This window comes from Inhella inkyongensis (assembly GCF_005952805.1).
GTDB classification, from domain to species: Bacteria; Pseudomonadota; Gammaproteobacteria; order Burkholderiales; family Burkholderiaceae_C; genus Inhella; species Inhella inkyongensis.
Genome location: NZ_CP040709.1, coordinates 446141 through 464331 on the forward strand (window position 1 = coordinate 446141; position 18191 = coordinate 464331).

At 65.9% G+C, this 18191-nt stretch carries 14 protein-coding genes; 12 read left to right on the plus strand and 2 right to left on the minus strand.

What is annotated here, in order from left to right; all coding sequences use genetic code 11:
* Positions 1-10 precede the first annotated feature (10 nt).
* Positions 11-1741, minus strand: coding sequence for a methyl-accepting chemotaxis protein (locus tag FF090_RS02250; RefSeq protein ID WP_138855180.1), 1731 nt, complete (start codon positions 1739-1741; stop codon positions 11-13).
* A 184-nt stretch (positions 1742-1925) separates the two neighbouring features.
* Between FF090_RS02250 and FF090_RS02255 the strand changes: the two genes are divergently transcribed.
* From FF090_RS02255 to FF090_RS02305, 11 genes are read left to right on the plus strand one after another with little or no spacing between them, the layout of a single operon-like run.
* Positions 1926-2426 (plus strand): hypothetical protein, encoded by a 501-nt coding sequence (locus FF090_RS02255; protein ID WP_138855181.1) that lies wholly within the window; start codon positions 1926-1928, stop codon positions 2424-2426.
* A 16-nt stretch (positions 2427-2442) separates the two neighbouring features.
* Positions 2443-2811 (plus strand): response regulator, encoded by a 369-nt coding sequence (locus FF090_RS02260; protein WP_138855182.1) that lies wholly within the window; start codon positions 2443-2445, stop codon positions 2809-2811.
* Between the two features lie 11 nt (positions 2812-2822).
* Positions 2823-3110 carry an STAS domain-containing protein gene (locus FF090_RS02265; protein WP_138855183.1) on the plus strand — a complete coding sequence of 96 codons (288 nt, stop codon included), beginning with the start codon at positions 2823-2825 and terminating at the stop codon, positions 3108-3110.
* Between the two features lies 1 nt (position 3111).
* Positions 3112-5301: a chemotaxis protein CheA gene (locus FF090_RS02270; RefSeq protein ID WP_138855184.1), complete on the plus strand. Its 2190-nt coding sequence runs from the start codon at positions 3112-3114 to the stop codon at positions 5299-5301.
* 14 nt (positions 5302-5315) lie between these two features.
* Positions 5316-8159, plus strand: a complete 2844-nt coding sequence (locus FF090_RS19800; RefSeq protein WP_138855185.1) for a methyl-accepting chemotaxis protein — start codon at positions 5316-5318, stop codon at positions 8157-8159.
* A 15-nt stretch (positions 8160-8174) separates the two neighbouring features.
* Positions 8175-10583, plus strand: a complete 2409-nt coding sequence (locus FF090_RS19725; protein ID WP_138855186.1) for a methyl-accepting chemotaxis protein — start codon at positions 8175-8177, stop codon at positions 10581-10583.
* Positions 10584-10611: 28 nt separating this feature from the next.
* Complete coding sequence (locus FF090_RS19730) at positions 10612-13251, plus strand: methyl-accepting chemotaxis protein (RefSeq protein WP_138855187.1); 2640 nt, start codon at positions 10612-10614, stop codon at positions 13249-13251.
* 9 nt (positions 13252-13260) lie between these two features.
* Entirely contained in the window at positions 13261-13761 is a 501-nt protein-coding gene (locus FF090_RS02290) for a chemotaxis protein CheW (protein WP_138855188.1), read from the plus strand.
* Entirely contained in the window at positions 13761-14570 is an 810-nt protein-coding gene (locus FF090_RS02295; protein ID WP_138855189.1) for a CheR family methyltransferase, read from the plus strand. Before FF090_RS02290 ends, FF090_RS02295 begins: the two co-directional genes overlap by 1 nt.
* Positions 14563-15105: a chemotaxis protein CheD gene (locus tag FF090_RS02300; protein ID WP_138855190.1), complete on the plus strand. Its 543-nt coding sequence runs from the start codon at positions 14563-14565 to the stop codon at positions 15103-15105. Before FF090_RS02295 ends, FF090_RS02300 begins: the two co-directional genes overlap by 8 nt.
* A complete protein-coding gene (locus tag FF090_RS02305) occupies positions 15102-16211 on the plus strand; it encodes a protein-glutamate methylesterase/protein-glutamine glutaminase (protein WP_138855191.1) in 1110 nt (369 codons plus the stop codon). The genes FF090_RS02300 and FF090_RS02305 overlap by 4 nt, the downstream gene beginning before the upstream one ends.
* On the opposite strand, the gene FF090_RS02310 is transcribed toward FF090_RS02305, so the two are convergent.
* On the minus strand, positions 16165-16530 hold the full coding sequence (locus FF090_RS02310; RefSeq protein WP_138855192.1) for a response regulator transcription factor: 366 nt from the start codon (positions 16528-16530) through the stop codon (positions 16165-16167). The two genes, FF090_RS02305 and FF090_RS02310, sit on opposite strands and share 47 nt — an antisense overlap.
* 166 nt (positions 16531-16696) lie before the next feature.
* On the opposite strand from FF090_RS02310, the gene FF090_RS02315 reads away from it, so the two are divergent.
* Positions 16697-18187, plus strand: coding sequence for a methyl-accepting chemotaxis protein (locus FF090_RS02315; protein WP_175423475.1), 1491 nt, complete (start codon positions 16697-16699; stop codon positions 18185-18187).
* Positions 18188-18191: the final 4 nt, after the last annotated feature.

Below are 18191 nucleotides of genomic sequence, written 5' to 3' on the forward strand. Positions count from 1 at the left end.
GTTACTGGGCTTAGAACGAGGCCCAGTCGTCGTCGCCGCCGGCTGGGGCGGGCGCGCGCGAGGCGGGAGCCGGGGCCGGTGATGCGGCGGGCCGCGGCGCGCTGGCGGTCGGGCTGCTCTTGGGTTTGGCGGTGGCGGCAGCCGGCTTGGCGGGCGCCTTGGGCGCAGCACGTGGAGCGCTGCCGGCACTCATCCCCATGCCCTTGACGCGGAAGGCCGCCACCACCTGGGCCAGTCGCTCGGCTTGGTCGCGCAGGGACTGCGCCGCTGCCGCGGACTCTTCCACCAAGGCTGCGTTTTGCTGCGTGGCCTGATCCAGGCCGGCGATCGAGTCATTCACCGAGCCGATGCCGCTGCTCTGCTCCACGGCGGCGGCGCTGATCTCGCCAATGATGTCGGTCACACGCTGCACATTGCTGACGATTTCCTGCATCGAGTTGCCGGCGTCGGCCACCAGGCGGCTGCCGGTCTCCACCGATTCGACGCTGGAGGTGATCAGGGTCTTGATCTCACGCGCCGCCTCGGCGCTGCGGCCGGCCAGCAAGCGCACCTCGCCGGCCACCACCGCAAAGCCGCGGCCTTGCTCGCCGGCTCGCGCGGCTTCCACGGCCGCGTTCAGGGCCAGGATGTTGGTCTGGAAGGCGATGCCGTCGATGGTGCCAATGATGTCGGCAATGCGTCGGCTGCCCTGGTTGATGCGCTCCATGGTGCTGACCACCTCGCCCACCACGGCGCCGCCGCGCTCGGCTGATTGACTGGCTTGGCTGGCGAGTTGATTGGCGGTGCGGGCCGAATCGGCGGTCTGGTTCACCGTGGCGGTGAGTTCATGCATGGCGCTGGCGGTCTGCTGCAGGCTGGCGGCCGTTTGCTCGGTGCGGTGCGACAGGTCGGTGTTGCCGCTGGCCACCTCGGAGCTGGCGACCTGGATGCTGTCGGCCGCCGTGCGCACTTCGCCAACGATGCGGTTCAGCGAGGTCTGCATGTCCAGCAGCGCCTGCGAGAGTTGCGCCGCCTCATCCTGACCAAAGCTTTCCAGATCGCCGGTCAGGTCGCCGTCGCGCACGGCCCCCGCAAAGTCTTGTGCGCCGCGCAGGGGTTGCACGATGCTCAGCGACACGATGCGGCCCACCACCACCGTGGCGATCAAGGCGATCACACCCAGTACAAGGGTCACCACCATCACCTGCTGGGTGCGCTCGGCAAAGCTGACCTTGGCCTTACCGGTGAACTCGCCCACCAGCTTCAGCAGCTCACTCAGCGTCTTTTCTGCCGCCACAAAACCGTCGCGGCCGGCCCGCATGGCCTTGTTGGCGGCTGCCACGTCCAGGCCTTCCAGGCCCTTGATGGCTGAGGCCACGTTGTCGCGATACGTCTTCAAATGGGCCTGGGCCTCGTCCAGCTTGCCCTTGACCGCCGGATCGCTGATGTGCTCGCCCAGCTCTTTGAAGTTGTTGCCGATCTCCTCGTACACGGCCTCCCACTGCTGGGCGTACTCCTTGACCTTGGCGGCATCGGCCACATTGATGACCATGTCCTTTTCGAAGCGGCGCAGATCGATCATCTCGGCGCGGATGTTGCCGGCGAACTGGCCGGCCTCGACCACCCGGTGGGCAAAGTCGCCGAATGCGGCGTTGATGCCTCGGGCCGAGTAGGCGCCAAAGCCCCCAATGAGGACAACCAACAGCATGAAGAACGCAAAGGCCAACGACAGGCGCTGACGGATGGTGAGGTTTCGCAGCATGGTGATGTTGGAGTTGGACGCGGTGACACGACTCTAGCCATGCGAAGCGGCTTTGCGTGCGCACCTAGGGTTAGTCCGGCTGGAAGTGGCGAGCGGTCTGGCTTGGGCTTGAATTACGCTGAGCCCGTTGGTGCAAGTCCTTCAACCGCCCGACCCTCAGGGTCGGACTCGGGGAGCGTCAAACGTGACAGCCGAAGACAGCGCAAAGCCGCCGGACCATGCCGTCTTGCTCGAAGACGGCACGGTGCTCATGGCGCAGACCGTCCTGCCGGTTTGGGGTCGGCAACTGGATGTGATCCACGACCAACTGAATCAAGGCATCGGTGAGCTGACGGCCGCCTTCGCGGCGCTCAGCGACTTGCAAGACCGGCTGGCCGCCGTGCCCCTGGACGACGCAGAGCAACTGCGCAAAACCATGCAGACCCTGCTGCCCGAGATGCAGGAGTACGGCATGCAGGCCCTGGCGGGCCTGCAGATCGGTGATCGCCTGAGCCAGATGCTGGGTGTGGTGCGGGGTGACATTCAACGGCTTGTCGATGAGATGCCGTTGTTCGGCGAGGCCGGCCGGCAACGGGCCGAGGTCTGGCTGGACGATTTGAAGTCGCGCTACACCACCCCGGAGCAACACCGCGTGCACGATGGCAGCGACGGTGCGGCCGACGCCAGCGGTGTGGATTTCTTTTGATGCTGAAGGAGACGACATGAGCAAGACGGTGATGGTCATCGACGATTCGGGCAGCTTTCGCACCGTGGTGAAGCTGGCACTGCAAAAGGCCGGCTACACGGTGGTCGAGGCGGGCGACGGCAAGGAGGCCCTGGCCAAGCTGGACGGCACGCTCAAGGTCAACTTGATCGTCTGCGACGTCAACATGCCCAATATGGATGGCTTGACCTTCCTGAAGACGGTGAAGACCCATGCGTCTTACAAGTTCACGCCGGTGATCATGCTGACCACCGAGAGCCAGGAAGCCAAGAAGGCTGAGGGACGGGCGGCCGGGGCCAAGGCCTGGATCACCAAGCCTTTCCAGCCCTCGCAGTTGGTCGACGCGGTCAACAAGCTCTGTGTCTAGGTGAGGCCCTCATGGCCGAAGCACTGAAGCTGGGCACTGAGTGGACCATTCCGCACGCGGCGCAACTGCATGAGCAGTTGCTGACCGCACTGATCGCCGGGGCCGAGACGGCCGAGGCGCCGGTGCTGGATCTGGGCGGGGTCGAGAGCATGGACTCCAGCGGCGTGCAATTGCTGCTGGCACTGCGCCGCAGCCTGCAGGAGCGCGGCCAGGAGTTGCAGATCGTGGCCGCCAGCAGCGCCGCGCGGGCGGCCATGGACACCTATCACCTGCGGGCATTGCTGATGCCGGAGGCCTGAAATGCAGGACGACGACGCCGAGATCCTGGCCGCTGCGCGCGATGGCTATCTCGAAGAGGCGCAGGAGATGTTGCGCCAGTACGAGGCCTCCTTGCTGGTGCTGGAGGGCGACCCCACCGACGCCGAGCAGCTCAATGCCGCGTTTCGGGCTGCCCACACCATCAAGGGCGGTGCCGGCATGTTCGGCTTCGAGGACGTGGTGCGCTTTACCCATGTGGCCGAGACCCTGCTGGATGCCCTGCGCGACGGCCGCCGTGCGCTGGATGGCGAATGCATGGATGCGCTGCTGCAAAGCCGCGATCAGATTGAAGCGCTGCTGGGTGAGATTGATCAGGGCGAGGCGGCCAATCCGGCCGTGCTGGAAGCCGCCAACGGCTTGGCGGATCGCCTGCGGGCCCTGATGGGCGAGGCCCCTGCGCCGCGCGCCACAGCGGCCCCGGCGCCCGAACAGCTTGCGGTGGCCGCTGCGCAGCCCGAGGGTCCTGCGCACTGGCATCTCTCGCTGCGCTTCCTGCCGGATGCCTTGCGCAACGGGCTGGACCCATTGGCCTTCCTGCGCTACTTGGGTCAGTTGGGCACCATCCATGCGCTGCACCTGATGCATGCCGAAGTGCCCGCCCTGGATGCTTTGGATGCTGAAGCCTGTCATCTTTGGGTCGAGCTGCGTTTCGAGACCGATAAGGGGCGCGCCGAGATTGAATCGGTGTTTGAGTTCGCGCTTGAAGACAGCGATGTGCAGATCCTGGAGCCGGGCTGTGCGCCCGGCCGCTTCGAGAGCCTGGCCGAGAAGCGCTGCGGCTTGGATGCCGAGAAGCGCGCCCTGCTGTTTGAGATCTGGCGCGATATGGGGGTGCGCTTCGAGGTCGTGGAGACGGTGGTCGCCACCTTGCAGGAAGAAGAGGCGGTGGTGCCGCGCATCGAGCGCCGTGCCGAAGGGGCGCCGCGAGAGAAAGGCCCGGACCGCCGCAGCGGCGAGGGGGACCGCCGCAACGCCCCGCGCGATCGCCGCACCGGCGAGGACACCCGTTTCATCCGCGTGCGCGCCGACAAGCTGGATACCTTGATCGACTTGATCGGCGAACTGGTGATTGCCGGCTCGGGTGCTCAGATGGTGGCCCACCACGCCAAGGATGAGGCCACGCTGGAGGCCATGCTGCGGGTCATGAGCCTGATGCAGGACACGCGCGACGCGGCCCTGGGACTGCGCATGGTGCCGGTGGGTGAGACCTTCGGACGCTTCCAACGCGTGGTGCGCGATGTCTCCAAGCAACTGGGCAAGGAGATCGAGCTGGTGGTGACCGGTGGCGACACCGAGATGGACAAGTCCATGGTGGACGCCATTGGCGATCCGCTGATGCACTTGGTGCGCAACAGCATGGACCATGGGCTGGAGCCGCCCGAGGAGCGCGAGGCGGCAGGCAAGCCGCGCGCCGGCACGCTCAGGCTCAATGCCTTCCACGAGGCCGGATCCATCGTCATCGAGGTGCGCGACGACGGGCGTGGCTTGGCGCGTGAGCGGATCTTGAACAAGGCCATCGAGCGCGGCCTCATCGCGCCCGACGCCGTCTTGTCCGACTCCGACGTCTGGCAGCTGATCTTCCAGCCGGGCTTTTCCACCGCCGAGGCCGTCACGGACCTGTCCGGGCGCGGCGTGGGCATGGACGTGGTGAAGCGCAATATCGAGGGCCTGCGCGGGCAGATCCGTCTGCACAGCGAACCGGGCAACGGCACCCTGACGCAGATCCGGCTGCCGCTGACCCTGGCCATGATCGATGGCTTCCTGACCCAGGTGGGCGAGGTGCACTACGTGCTGCCGCTGGCGGTGGTGAGTGAGTGCATCGACGTGCCGCCGGAGGTGCAGAAAAACGCCGAGCGTGTCAGCGGGACCTTCAATCTGCGCGGCGAGATCGTGCCCTGGCTGGACCTGGCGCGCTTTTACCGCTGCCCGGTGCAGGACAACCGGCGCCGCAGCGTGGTGGTGGTGCGTGAGGGCCAGGGCGGTCGGGTGGGCCTGATCGTCGATCGATTGATGGGCGAGCACCAGACCGTGATCAAGCCGCTGGCCGGTCTGTTCACGCATGTGAAGGCGCTGGCGGGCTCGACGATTCTGGGCAGTGGCGATGTGGCCCTGGTGTTGGATGTGAATGGCCTGATGGAATCGGCGCGCCGGGTTGGCGCGACCCGCAACTAGAACGAGGTGCACCGATGAACGCTCTGCTCCGCAAGCTCCCTCTCTGGCAAAAGTTTGCGCTCGTCGGCGTGCTCGGCCTGTTGGCCGCGCTGGTGCCCTTGACACAGTTGGTGCTGAAACTCAATCAGGCAATAGAAGTCTCGCTGGCTGAGGACGAAGGCCTGGATGTGGCTGAGCCTTCCCTGGCGGTGCTCGCCGCCTTGCAGAACCATCGGGGCCAGAGCAACCGGCTGCTGTCAGGCGATGCGAGCGCCGCTGCACCCCGCCAGGCGGCTGCGGCGGCAGTGGAAAAGGCGCTGGCAGGGCTGGAGCCCGGGTTGCGTGATCCGATGTTTGCGCAGACCCAGAAGCGCTTCGCTGCGTTGGCCCAAGGCTTTGCCGAGTTGCAGCAGGCTGTGCAGGCCAATGGTCTGAGTGCGCCGGAGTCCTTCTCGCGACATACGCGCTTGGCGGACCAATATCTGGAAGCGTTGGATGGGCTGGCTGATGAGTCCGGCCTCTCGCTGGACCCTGTGGCGGGTTCGTACTACCAGATGACGGCTGCTGTTGACCACCTTCCGCGGTTGATGGAGGCGGTGGCGCAGGCACGCGGCCGCGCGGCCGGGCTGGCAGCCCAGGCCCAGGCGGGAAAGGAGATTGCAGCGACCGATCGAGCCGTGTTGGCGCAGATGGCGCAGCAGGTGGAGTACTTCCGGCACCGTGGTTTGGCTCAAATCGAAAAAGCCGGCGCCAGCGATCCGGAGCTCGCGCAGCGCCTGAAGCCCAGTGCGCAAAAGGCAACCCAGGCAGCCCAGGCCTTCCAGACGCAGGTGCAAGAGCTATTGCAGGCCAAGGCGGGCGCCACACCGAGTGCAGAAGCCTTGTTTGCTGCTGGAACGCTGGCGGTGCAGGCCCAGCAGGATCTGGTGCAGGCGGCGATGGCCGAGCTGCAACACATGATGCACGAGCGCGTGGACGCTGATCGACGGACGCGCAACCTCCAAGGCGGCGGCATTCTGGCCTTGTTGGTGTTGGCCGCAGGGATGGCGGGGTGGATCGTGCGTTCCATCACCCAGCCACTGCGCCGCGCCGTGACGGCGGCGGGGGCCGTGGCTGAGGGCGACTTGAGCAGCGATGTGAGCGATGCCGGCAGTGACGAACCCGCGCGCCTGTTGCAGGCCCTGGGCGCGATGCAGGGGCAGCTGCGAGAACGCAATGATCGCGATGCGCGCGCGCTGGCGGAGACCTTGCGGGTCAAGCAGGCCCTGGACCGCTGCTCCACCAATGTGATGGTGGCCGATGCCAATGGCCACATCGTCTACCTGAACGATTCGGTGCTGGCCATGATGGCCGGCAACCAGGTGGAGCTGCGTAAGCAACTGCCCAACTTCGATGTCAGCCGTCTGATGGGCGCCAACATCGACGTGTTCCATCGGAATCCGGCGCATCAGCGTCAGATGCTGGAGAAGTTGACGGGTGAGTACAAGACCCGCATCAAGGTCGGTGTACTCAGTTTTGACCTCACTGCCAACGCCATCATCGATGCACAGGGGCAGCGCCTGGGCACGGTGGTGGAGTGGAAAGATGTGACTCAGGAGCTGGCGCAGCGCGAGCGAGAGGTGCAGGCGGCCAATGAGAACGCGCGGATTCGTCAGGCCCTGGATGGCAGCAGCACCAACGCCATGATTGCTGACCCGGACGGCAACATCATTTATGCCAATCAGGCGGTGCTGGCCATGCTGCAGCGCAACGAGAGCGAGCTGCGCCGCTCGCTGCCTTCGTTTGACGCGCGCCGCGTGGTGGGCAGCAACTTCGATCAGTTCCACCGCAACCCGAGCCACCAGCGCAATCTGCTGGGCAATCTGAAGGGCGAGTACCGCGCCGAGATCCGAGTGGGGGCGCTGCACTTTGCGCTCATCGCCAACCCCATCGTCAATGCCCAGGGCGAAAGGCTGGGTACGGTGGTGGAGTGGCGTGACCGTACGGCGGAAGTGGCCGCCGAGCAGGAGATCAGCGGCATCGTGGATGGGGCCAATCAAGGCGACTTCAGCGCCCGGATCGAGGTGGCCGGCAAGGACCGCTTCATGGCCATGCTGGGTGAAAAGTTCAACGGTTTGCTCGACACCGTGACGGGCACCATCACCGAAGTGCGCGCCGCCGCCGCGCAGCTCACCAGCGCGGCTGGGCAGGTCTCGCAGACCTCGCAGTCCTTGAGCCATGGCGCCAGCCAGCAGGCTGCCAGCGTGGAGGAGACCACGGCCTCGCTGGCCGAGATGGCCGCCAGCGTGAAGCAGAACGCCGACAACGCGGGAGTCACCGACCGGATGGCCACTCAAGCCGCGCAGCAGGCCATGGAAGGTGGGCAGGCGGTGAGCATGACGGTGGATGCGATGAAGAGCATCGCGGCCAAGATCGGCATCATTGACGACATCGCCTATCAGACCAATCTGCTGGCCCTGAATGCCGCCATCGAGGCGGCGCGCGCCGGCGAGCACGGCAAGGGCTTTGCCGTGGTGGCGGCCGAGGTGCGCAAGCTGGCCGAGCGCAGCCAGGTGGCTGCACAGGAAATCGGCGCGCTGGCCGGCAACAGCGTGGGCCTGGCCGAGCAGGCCGGCCAGCTGCTGTCCGACATGGTGCCCGCCATCCAGCGCACCAGCGAGTTGGTGCAGGAGATCGCTGCTGCCAGTGGTGAGCAGAGCCAGGGTGTGAGCCAGATCACCGCGGCCATGAACCATGTGAGCGGCAACACCCAGCAGACGGCCAGCGCCAGCGAAGAGCTCAGCGCGACGGCCGAGCAGCTCAGCGCCCAGGCCGAGCAGTTGCAGGAGTTGATGGCCTATTTCCGCATTCGTGAAGGTGTTGAGAGCGTGCGCCGATAAGTCCAGGGAGGAAGCATGAGTGCCTTGTTGATGCGTCTTCGATTGGGGCCCCGGCTGGCCCTGTGCTGTGGGCTGCTGCTGGGCTTGCTGTTGCTGGCTCTGGGTCTCTCCTATCGGGATTTGCGAGCCATTCAGCACGATGTGGAGGATGCCGTCAGCCAGGCCACGGTGAAGGCTGAGGGCCTGCACAAGATGGTGCGCCAGGCCGAAGCAGCTTTGGCCAGTGTCCGGCTGATGGCGGCAGAGCGAGATCCCAAGAACGCCGCGGCCGAACAGGCGGCGGCCTTGCAGGCCATCACCGCGCATGACGCGGCCTTGCAGAGCATCCAGACCCTGATGCATGAGGACGAAGGGCCCTACCTGACCAAGGTGGCGGCGGCGCAAGCGGGTCTGCGCAAGGAGTTGGCGCGCGTGGGCGGTGGCAAGGACGATCCGACCGCGGACAAGACCCAGGCTGTTCAGCTCGTGCGCGACTGGGTTGCGGCGCTCGATGGCATGAGTCACCACGTTCAGGAGGACATTGCTGGGGCGGCACAAGCCGCTGCAGCCACGGTGACCCGAGCCGAGCGCCAGTTGATGGGGCTGGGTGTGTTGGGACTGGTGGTGGGCGGGCTGATCGTGTTCTTGCTGACGCGCTCCATCACGCAACCACTCAGCCAGGCCGTGCAAGTGGCGGAGGCCATCGGACAGGGGCGGTTGGATAGTGAGATCGTCAGCCAGGCCGATGACGAGCCGGCGCGCCTGCTGCGCAGTCTGGACGCTATGCAGAGCCAACTGCGCGAGCGCAATGAGCGCGATGGCCGTTTGCTGGCGGAAAACAGCCGCATCCGGCAAGCCCTGGATTGCTGTTCCACCAACGTGATGGTGGCTGATGCGCAAGGCCAGTTGGTCTACCTGAACCATTCGGTGCAGGCCATGATGCAGGGCAACCAAGCCGAACTGCGCAAGAGCCTGCCCAACTTCGATGCCAGCCGGCTGCAGGGCGCCAACTTCGATGCCTTCCATCGGCATCCGGCCCACCAGCGTCAACTGCTGGCGGGACTGACGGGCGAGTACCGAACTCGCATTCAGGTGGGCATCTTGCAGTTCGAGTTGGTGGCCAATCCCATCTTTGATGCCGGGCGGGAGCGCCTGGGCACGGTGGTGGAGTGGCGCGACATCACGCAGGAGCTGGCCCAACGCGAACGCGAGCAGCGTCTGGCTGCCGAGAACCAACGCGTGCGCCAGGCCCTGGATGTGTCGGCCACGCCCGCCCGCATCGCCGACGCGGATGGCACTTTGGTCTATATCAACGAGGCCCTGGCCCAGGTTCTGCGCCGCGACGCGGTGGCCTTCCGAGCCACCAATCCGCAGTTCGAGGCCGAGCGCATGCTGGGCCGTTCGGTGGGTCTGTTCTATGCGGACCCCCAGGCGGCGGTGGAGCGGCTCAAGTCCTTGCGTCAGCCTGTGACCAGCGAGATGGTGCTGGGCGGACGGACTTATCAAGTGACAACAACCCCGATCTTCGACCCACAGGGGCAACAGTTGGGCACCGTGGGCCAGTGGCAGGACGTCAGTGAGCAGCGTCGCGCGGAAGAGGAGTTCGGCCAGATGGCCAAGGCCGCCGCGCAGGGGGATCTGAGCCAACGCATTCGTACTGACGACAAGCAGGGCTTCTTCCGCGAGAGCGGCGAGCGCTTCAATGAGTTGGTTCAAGGCATGGCAGCCCTGCTGAGCGATGTGCGGGCCGCAGCCGACCAACTGACCAGTGCGGCTGGCCAGGTTTCGCAGACTTCGCAGTCCTTGAGCCATAGCGCCAGCCAGCAGGCCGCCAGCGTGGAGGAGACCACAGCCTCGCTGGCCGAAATGGCCGCCAGCGTGAAACAAAACGCCGACAACGCCGGCATCACCGACCGCATGGCCACCCAGGCCGCGCAGCAGGCCAGGGAGGGCGGGCAGGCGGTGAGCATGACGGTCGATGCGATGAAGAGCATCGCGGCCAAGATCGGCATCATTGATGACATTGCTTACCAGACCAATTTGTTGGCCCTGAACGCCGCCATCGAGGCCGCGCGCGCCGGCGAGCACGGCAAGGGCTTTGCCGTGGTGGCGGCCGAGGTGCGAAAACTGGCCGAGCGCAGCCAGGTGGCTGCACAGGAAATCGGCGCGCTGGCCGGCAACAGCGTGGGCTTGGCCGAGCAGGCCGGGCGGCTGCTGTCCGACATGGTTCCGTCCATCCAGCGCACCAGCGAGTTGGTGCAGGAGATCGCTGCCGCCAGCGGCGAGCAGAGCCAGGGCGTGAGCCAGATTACGGCGGCCATGAACCATGTGAGCGGCAACACCCAGCAGACGGCCAGCGCCAGCGAAGAGCTCAGCGCGACGGCCGAGCAGCTCAGTGCGCAGGCGGCGCAGTTGCAGGAATTGATCAGCAGCTACACCTTGTAGGTCGGACCAAAGAGGGCGAGGGAGTCTTATGCGAAGCAATCTGCCGGTGACCCAAAAGGAATGGGTGTTGCGCGATGGCATGACCATCGTCTCGCGCACCGACCTGAAGGGGCGCATCACCTATGTGAACGAAGACTTCATTGAGGCCAGCGGCTTCGTGGAGTCGGAGCTGATCGGCCAACCGCACAACCTGGTGCGCCACCCGGACATGCCAGAGGAGGCCTTCGAGGACCTGTGGGCCACGCTCAAGGCCGGCCGGCCGTGGTCCGGCCTGGTGAAGAACCGACGCAAGGACGGCGACCACTACTGGGTGGTGGCGAATGCCACGCCGATCACCGAAGGCGATTCGGTGGTGGGCTATATGTCGGTGCGCACCCGGCCCAGCCGCGAACAGATCGAGGCGGTGGAGCGCGTCTATCGCGACTTCAAGGAAGGGCGGGCAAAGGGCCTGGTGATCCGCGACGGTGCGGCCGTGCGGACGGGCTTGATCGACAGTCTGACCCAGCAGCGCGACCGATTGAGCCTGGGGGGCAAGCAGCTCCTGCAGGGCTTGGCGTTGGTGGGTGGCGGCTTGCTGCTGGGCTGGGGGGGCGCGCAGCCGCAGACCCTGGTTCCGGCTGCGGCCTTGGTGCTGGCCGGGGGCTATGGCGCCTGGGCCCTGGGGCGCCGGCTGGACCGCACGCTGGCGGTGGCTGCGGCCCAGTTGGAGCAATTCGCGCAGGCGCGCTTTGACGGCATCGTGCCGGTGCAGGGGCGCGACCGCCTGGCGCAGATGATGCAGGCGCTGCGCCGCGTACAGACCCGCTTGGGCTTTGAGTTCGCCGACACCAAGAAGCGCGCCGAGGACGCCGAGCGCATCCGCCAGGCCCTGGACGTGGCGGCCACCAACATGATGGTGGCCGACCCGGGCTACAACATCATTTATGGCAATGCGTCGCTGCAGGCCATGCTGGCCACGGCCGAGGCCGACATCCGCAAGGACCTGCCGCAATTCAGCGCCGCCACGGTGATCGGCAGCAACATCGATCAGTTCCACAAGAACCCGGCGCACCAGCGCGGCATGCTGGATCGCCTGACCCAGGTTCACAAGACCCGCCTGCACATCGGCGGTCGGCGCTTTGACCTGATCGTCAACCCAGTGCTCAGCGGTGGCAAGCGCCTGGGCACGGTGGTGGAGTGGAAAGACATGACGGCCGAACTGGCCGCACTGGAGCGCGAGCAGGCCCTGGCCGCCGAAAACGCGCGCGTGCGCCAGGCCCTGGACACTTGCTCGACCAATGTGATGATTGCCGACGCCGACGGCAACATCGTCTACAACAACGCCTCGGTGGCGCAGATGATGCTTCGCAACGAGGCCGAATTGCGCAAGGTGCTGCCCGCGTTCGATGCACGGCGCATCGTCGGTTCGAACTTCGACCAGTTCCACAAGAACCCGGCCCACCAGCGCAATCTGCTTGGGCAACTCAAGGGCGAGTACCGCACGCAGCTCAAGGTGGGTTCTCTGAGCTTCGCGCTCACCGCCAGCCCCATCACCAGCCCGCAGGGTGAGCGCCTCGGGACGGTGGTGGAGTGGTTGGACCGCACCGCCGAGGTGGCCGCCGAGCAGGAGATTTCCGCCCTGGTGGAAGGGGCTGGCCAGGGAGACTTTGCACGCCGCATCGACACCGAGGGCAAGACGGCCTTTTTCAGCATGCTGGGCAATGGCTTCAATGGCTTGCTGGACAACGTGACCCGCACCTTCATCGAAGTGAAGACGGCGGCCGACCAGCTCTCTAGTGCGTCCGAGCAGGTCTCGCAGACCTCGCAGGCGCTCAGTCACAGTGCCAGCCAGCAGGCCGCCAGCGTTGAAGAGACCACGGCGTCTCTGCATGAGATGGGGGCCAGCGTGCAGGCCAATGCCGACAACGCCGGTGTGACCGACCGCATGGCCACCGAGGCGGCCAATCAGGCCCGCGAGGGCGGGGTGGCCGTGGGCAGCACGGTGGAGGCGATGAAGAGCATTGCCGCGAAGATCGGCATCATTGATGACATCGCCTATCAGACCAATTTGCTGGCGCTGAATGCGGCCATCGAGGCAGCCCGCGCCGGTGAGCACGGCAAGGGCTTTGCGGTGGTGGCGGCGGAGGTGCGCAAATTGGCCGAACGCAGCCAGGTGGCTGCGCAGGAAATCGGCGCGCTGGCGGGCAATAGCGTGGGCCTGGCCGAGAAGGCCGGCAAGTTGCTGGGGGCGATGGTGCCCTCGATCCAGAAGACCAGCGAGTTGGTGCAAGAAATCGCTGCCGCCAGCGGCGAGCAGAACCAAGGCGTGGTGCAGATCAATGCCACCATGCACCACATCTCGGGCACCACCCAGCAGACCGCCAGCGCCAGCGAGCAACTCAGCGCCACGGCTGAGCAACTCAGCGCGCAGGCGGCGCAGTTGCAGGAGTTGATTGCCAGCTTCCGCTTGCGGGGCACGGATTCACACCGCGATACCCGTCACGCGCCGATGGCGGCCCCGGCAACGGCCCGCCGCCCGGCTCCAGGCTCGGCGGTGGCGCGCCCCCCGCAGTCGCCCCGTGCCGGCGCGCCCGCTGCACCCGCCGCACAGCCTGTGCGGCCGATGGGCCGCCCCAAGCCGGGCGCAGCAGGGGAGGCGGTCGATGAGTCCCTGTTCACCCGCTTCTGAGGTCCCGCGATGAGCCACCACGCTGATGCCGCCCAGCCCCGCCAGGTCTTGCGCCTGGCGGTGGCTGCGGAGTCCCTGGTCGTGCCCATCGAGGCCGTGCATGAAATCCTGGAGGTCGGGCGCATGACGCCCATGCCCCAGTCCCCGAGTTTTTTGCGCGGGGTGATGAATCTGCGCGGTGCCGTGGTGCCGGTGCTGGATCTGGCGGCTCGCTTTGGTTTGGAGCCGGTTCAGATTGGCCGCCGCAGCGCCGTGGTGGTGGTGGAGTGCGCGGGCGATGAGTTGCAAGACAAGGTGGTGGCCGGGCTGCTGGTGGATGCGGTCTACGAAGTGCTCGAGTTCCGCAGCGAGCAACTGGAGTCAGTGCCCAGCCTGGGCGTGCGCTTGCCGGCCGGTTTCGTGGCCGGCATGATCAATCTGCCCAGCGGCTATGCGGCGCTACTGAGTCTGGATCAGATCCTGGCGCCCAGCGATTTGGCGCAGCGCATCGCCGAAGCGCAGGAGTCCTGATGGCACAACTTCAGGCCGCCACCTTCGCCGCCATCACCGAGCTGTTTCATCGGGTCTCGGGCATCCGACTGGTGGAGTCCAAGCAGGCCCTGGTTTACGGGCGGCTGCAGAAATTGGCGCTGGACCATGGTCAGGGCGCCGACGTCGAAGCATTTGCGCAGCGCTTGGTGCGCGGTCAGGTCAGCGAAGCCTTGATGGTCGATTTGGTGGATCGCCTCACCACCAACGAGACCTATTTCTTCCGCGAACCCCAGCACTTTGATGATCTGCGCCAGCGTGCGCAGGGCGCCAAGTCGGCGCGGGAATTTTTGGTGTGGAGCGGCGCCTCGTCTTCCGGCGAGGAGGCCTACTCCATCGCCATGTTGCTGGCCGATTGCCTGGGCTTGAATCACCCCTGGAGCATCTGGGGCACCGACCTGTCCACCGCCATGGTCGAGAGCGCGCGCCAGGGCCTTTACTCGATGGAGCGCGCGCGCAATGTGCCGGCGGATTACTTGCGGCGCTTCTGTCTCAAGGGCACCCAGCGCTATGAGGGGCAGCTTTTGATGGCGCGCGAGCTGCGCGCCAAGACCCAGTTCCTGGGGGCCAATCTGATGCAGCCCCTGCCCGGGAACCTGCCTGCCTTTGATGTGATCTTTCTGCGCAATGTGCTGATCTATTTCGATGCCACGGCCAAGGCAGCCATCGTGCGGCGGGTGATCGAAAAGCTCAAGCCCGATGGGGTGCTCTACACCGGGCATGCCGAATCCTTGACCGGGCTGAATTTGCCTTTGCAGGCGGTGGCTCCGGCCATCTATCGACATGGCTGAACCGCCGCGCATCAAACCTGTCTTTGGGGCGCACTCCGCCGCGCCCACAGCTGCGCCGGCGGTGATCAACCTGATGCCGGGGCAATGGCATTTTGGTCAGCAGGGCACGCTCAAGACCCTGCTGGGCTCTTGCGTGGCCATCACGCTCTGGCACCCGATTCGGCGCTGCGGCGGCATGTGCCATTACCTGTTGCCCCAGCGCCAGCGTCGCACGGGCGAGCCCTTGGATGGGCGCTACGGGGACGAGGCACTCGAACTGCTGGTGCAGAAGCTCAAGCTGCTGGGCACCCAGCCGCAGGACTATCACGCCCATCTTTACGGCGGCGCCGACACCATGCCCGATGGCATGGCCGTCAAGTTCAATGTGGGCGAACGCAACATCGAGCAGGGCTGGAAACTGCTGGACCAGTACGGCTTTCAGCTCCAGGGCATCGATGTGGGTGACAACGTACCGCGCAACGTGACCCTGGTGCTGCCCGCCGGCACCGTCACCATGAGCCGCGGCCAGCCGATCAACTCCAAGCCCAAGACATGAGTTCGACGCCCATTCGCGTGGCCGTGGTGGACGACTCCGCCATCGTGCGCAAACACCTCAGTGGCCTGCTCGAAGCTGCTGGCATGCAGGTCATCATCACCGCCAGCGATCCGCTGTTTGCATTCCCGAAGCTGCGCGCCGATTGGCCCGATGTGCTGGTGCTGGATGTCGAGATGCCGCGCATGGATGGCATCAGTTTCTTGAGGCAATTGATGGCTGAGCACCCCTTGCCGGTGGTGATGTGCTCGACCTTGACCGAGGCTGGCGCCGAGACCACCTTGCAGGCACTTGCAGCGGGCGCGGTGAGCTTCGTGACCAAGCCCAAGATGGGCTTGAAGGATTTTCTGGAGGACGAAGGCAACGGTTTGGTGGCGGCGGTGCGGGCAGCCTCCCGCGCTAATTTGCGCGCCATGCCGCGCGCGCTGGCGCAGCCGGTCAATTTGTCCCCAGCCGCATTGAGCGCGGCGGTGGCCGCGCCGCGCGCCATGGCCGAGACCACGGATCGGGTGATTGCCGTGGGCTCCTCCACCGGGGGCGTGCAGACCTTTGAATCCCTGCTCTGCAGCTTGCCCAACACCCTGGCCGCAGGCATCGTGCTGGTGCAGCACATGCCGGCCGGCTTCACGGCGGGCATGGCGGCACGGCTGGCGCGCGTCAGTGGCTTTGATGTCATTGAGGCGCGCGATGGCGACCGGGTCTATCCGGGTCGGGTGCTGGTGGCACCGGGTGGCAAGCACATGCAGTTGCGGCGCAGCGGTGCGCAATACCTGGTGGAGGTCAAGGACGGTCCGCTGGTCAACCACCACAAGCCGTCGGTGGATGTGTTGTTCAAGTCGGTGGCGCAATGCGCCGGTCGCAATGCGCTGGGCGTGATCCTGACCGGCATGGGCGACGATGGCGCGCGCGGCCTGCTGGAGATGCGCAAGGCCGGGGCCTATACCGTGGCCCAGGACGAAGCGAGCTGTGTCGTCTACGGCATGCCCAAGGCCGCTTTTGAGTTGGGGGCTGCGGCCCAGGTGCTGGCGCTCTCCGCCATCCCGGGCGCGCTCTTGCAGCGTCTTAGCGCATCACCTTCTGGCACACCTTCATCAGTTCCAGGGGGCTGAAGGGTTTGAGCAGATAGGCATCGGCGCCAGCCTGGATGCCGGCCTGCCGGTCCGCCGCCTGGCCCTTGGCGGTCAGCATGACGATGCGGGTGCGTGACATGCCGGGTTCAGCGCGCAGGCGTTTGCAGACCTGCAGACCGTCCAGATTGCCGGGCATCATCACATCCAGCAAGACCAGATCGGGCTTGAGGCGCAAGGCCTCACGCAGCCCTTCCTCGCCATTGGCAGCCTCGGCAATCTGGTAGTCCTCAAACTCCAGCGTCACTCGAATCAGCTCGCGAATTTCGGATTGGTCTTCGACGATCAGGACGGTCTTCACGGCCACCTCTTTGGATTCAGTGGGCTCGAATGATGCCCGATGTTTTGTGCCGAAACGGGGGGGCAAAACACGGTTGTCGGCGGGCCGCGCTGGGCTAGCATCGACCATCGCATCGAGTGAGCCGATGCTTCGCCAAAGCGGGGGATTCTTGAACGCACATCCAGCCTTGAATGCCGGCGCAAAGTTCAACGACCGGCCGATGTTCTTCCTCACCCTGGTCAACGGCCTGCTGGCGACCGGCCTGGGCTATGCCGCAAACCAGATGGGGGCGGCGCTGATGTTGGCCCTGATCTGTGGCGGCATCGCTTTGTTCCTGTGGCTGCGCAGTGACTCGGGTTTGCTGGCGCGCTGCGGCTTCGGGTTGCTGAATGTGTTGCTGGTGCTGGGACAGCACCATTGGCGTGAGGTGGGTGGCGTGGGCGTGGCGGCGCTGGATTCGGTGATGCCGGTGACCCTGTGTCTGATGCTGCCTTATCGAGATTGGCGTCCGATCGTGGTCAGCGCCTTGGCCTATGTCCTGGGCGAGTTGTGGCTGGAAGGCTTCAAGGCCCTGTGGGCCGGTGGCTTTTTGATTGTGCTGGCCTTGGCCCTCAGTCTGATTGCCCGGCGCATGGCGGCCGAGGCGGCCGAGCGCTTCGAGCTGGAGTTCCTGGTGAACGCAATGGGGCGGGATGGTCCGATTCGGCTGAATCTGGATGTGGTGCGGGCCGAGTCCAAAGTGGGCCTGCGACTCAAGCATGTGCAGGGACGCATGGCGGCCGCGCTGCGCCAGGTGCGTGATGCGATTTCCTCGGTGCAGGGCGCGGCGCAGGAGGTGGGCGGCAGTGCCACCGAGTTGCGCGGCCGCACCGATCGCACGGCCCAAGGCCTGCGCGATGCGGCGATGAGCCTGGAGCAGATCAATGTGATCGTGCAGGAGTCGGCCCGTGCCTCGCGCGAGGCCAAGGATATGGCCGGCACCGCCGGCGCGATGGCGCAGCGGGGCGGCGCGGTCGTTGGGCAGATGGTGCAGACCATGCGCGAAATTGACGTGTCCTCGCGTCGTATCACCGACATCATTGGCACCATCGATGGCATCGCGTTCCAGACCAACATCCTGGCCCTGAATGCCGCGGTGGAAGCCGCGCGGGCCGGCGAAGCGGGGCGTGGCTTTGCGGTGGTGGCCACCGAGGTGCGCATGCTGGCCGGGCGCTCGTCCGAGGCCGCCAAAGAAATCAAGAGCCTGATCCAGGCCTCGTTGGAGACCGTAGAACGCGGCACCAAACTGGCCACCGAGGCCGGCGGGGCGATGGACGAGTTGGTGGGGGCGGTGCAAGGTGTGGGCAAGGTGTTTGAGAACCTGACCGCCGACTCGGCCGAACACGCGGCCTCCATCGATGTGGTAACGGCCTCGGTCAAGGAGTTGGATGCGGTGACGGCGCAAAACGTCGATGTGGCGGAACGCAGTGGCCAGATCGCCAACGACCTGCTGCAACAGGCGGTGCAACTGGCCGAGGTGTTGTCCAGCTTCCGTCTGGGCAATGACGAGCAGGTGGCCGAACAGTTGGCGCAGGCGCAGCAGGCGGCCGCACGCTCAGCGGCCGAGCAGGCCGAGGCGCAGCAGCGCCAGCGCGTCGGGCAGCAGCAGTCCAGCGAAGGTGGAGTGGACTTCTTCTGACTCC